Source organism: Micromonospora sp. KC723 (assembly GCF_004348595.1).
Classification (GTDB): Bacteria; Actinomycetota; Actinomycetes; order Mycobacteriales; family Micromonosporaceae; genus Micromonospora.
In genome coordinates, this window is sequence record NZ_SMKD01000267.1 from 1 (window position 1) to 1,784 (window position 1,784).

A 1,784-nucleotide genomic window follows, 5' to 3' on the forward strand; every position below is an offset into this window, starting at 1 on the left:
CCCGTTACCTTTTTGATCGTCCCCAGCCGGGGACTGCTCGGTCGCCTGGCCCGGTATGACTTACTGCCCCTGTCGTGTGGATGATCCGGGGGGTGTTGTCGCCGGGTCGGGTGGCGTCGGCGGACCGCTGATAGGGACACGGCCACCCGCAGTGTTGGGGTAGGTCTCTTCGTAACGTGGCTGCCGGCAGTCGACGCCAGATCGGCGACCGGGCCGGGCGACGATGTCGCGGGGAGGCGATGGGGTGCACGGCGATTACCAGGTGTTTCTCGGTCTGGATGTCGGTAAGGACGGGCACCACGCCGTTGCCCTGAACCGCGAGGGCAAGCGGCTGCACGACGCGGCGCTGGTCAACACTGAGGCCAAGCTGCGGCAGGTGTTCGACAAGCTTGCCCGGCACGGGCGGGTCCTGGTCGTGGTCGACCAGCCCGCTTCGATCGGGGCGCTGCCGGTCGCGGTCGCTCGTGCCTGCGGTCATCAGGTGGCCTACCTGCCTGGGTTGGCGATGCGCCGCATCGCCGACCTGCACCCGGGCGCCGCGAAGACCGACGCCCGCGATGCCTACGTCATCGCTGATGCCGCCCGCAGCCTGCCGCACACGCTGCGCCGCGTCGACGTTGGCGACGACGCCCTGGCAGAGCTTGAGGTCCTGGTCGGCTTCGATGACGACCTGGCCGGTGAGGCCACCCGCTTGGCGAACCGCATTCGGGGGCTGCTCACTCAGATCCATCCCGCTCTGGAACGTGTGCTCGGCCCGAAGGTGCAGCACAAGGCGGTGCTGGAGCTGCTGTCGCGCTGCGGCGGACCGGCCGGCCTGCGCAAGGCCGGACGCCGCAAACTGGTCGCGATCGCGGGCAAGAACGCCCCGCGCATGGGCGAACGCCTCATCGAGCAGGTGCTGGCCGCCCTGGACGAGCAAACCGTCACCGTTCCCGGCACCGCTGCGGCCGAGACGATCCTGCCGAGGCTGGCTGACAGTCTGCGTGACGTGCTCCAGCAGCGTGACCAGGTTGCCGCCGAGGTGGAAAGGATGCTTGATGCACACCCTCTTGCCGAGGTCCTGACCTCGATGCCCGGCATCGGCGTCAGGACCGCAGCCCGGATCCTGCTCGAGGTCGGCGACGGCACCGCCTTCGCCACCCCCGGCCACCTCGCCGCCTACGCCGGCCTGGCCCCGGTCACCCGCCGCTCCGGCAGCAGCATCCGCGGCGAACACCCACCACGCGGCGGCAACAAGCAACTCAAACGCGCGTTCTTCCTCTCTGCGTTCGCCGCCCTCGCCGACCCTGTCAGCCGCGCCTACTACAACCGCAAACGCGCCGAAGGCAAACGCCACAACGCCGCCCTGATCTGCCTGGCCCGCCGCCGCTGCGACGTCCTGTTCGCCATGCTCCGCGACAAGATCCCCTACCAGCCCCGGCCGCTGCCGGCTCTAGCATCAGCAGCGTGATGGACCTGAACCTCGACAACTTCGCCGATGCCGTCACCGCCCACGCCCGCCAATGGAACAACGCAGGCATCCGATGGGAGCTACATCGCGGACCCACCCGCGACAAATCAGCGGCCTGGATCGTCTGCACCACCACCGACCACGAGGCCCAACTGACCGTCTGGACCAGCGGCGAAGCCGAACTCGACATCGCCCACATCTCCACCGGCACCGTCACCAGCACCCACTACGAAATGTCCACCACCGCCGACCTCACCGCCTGCCTCGACGACCTCACCCACCGGTTAACGTCGACACCCTCCGGGGCTTGACCAAACCCATAGGGACACCCCCC

The 1,784-nt window shown here is 68.8% G+C and carries 2 protein-coding genes; both read left to right on the forward strand.

The annotated features are described in order from the left end of the window. Positions 1-223 precede the first annotated feature (223 nt). Positions 224-1,450: an IS110 family transposase gene (locus E1165_RS28530; RefSeq protein WP_132394782.1), complete on the forward strand. Its 1,227-nt coding sequence runs from the start codon at positions 224-226 to the stop codon at positions 1,448-1,450. Further along, complete coding sequence (locus tag E1165_RS28535) at positions 1,450-1,761, forward strand: hypothetical protein (RefSeq protein ID WP_132394783.1); 312 nt, start codon at positions 1,450-1,452, stop codon at positions 1,759-1,761. The genes E1165_RS28530 and E1165_RS28535 overlap by 1 nt, the downstream gene beginning before the upstream one ends. The last annotated feature ends 23 nt before the right edge of the window (positions 1,762-1,784 follow it).

Coding starts and splice junctions, on each gene's coding strand:
- E1165_RS28530 (WP_132394782.1), top strand. CDS start 224: ATGTCGCGGGGAGGCGATGGGGTGCACGGCGATTACCAGGTGTTTCTC.
- E1165_RS28535 (WP_132394783.1), top strand. CDS start 1,450: ATGGACCTGAACCTCGACAACTTCGCCGATGCCGTCACCGCCCACGCC.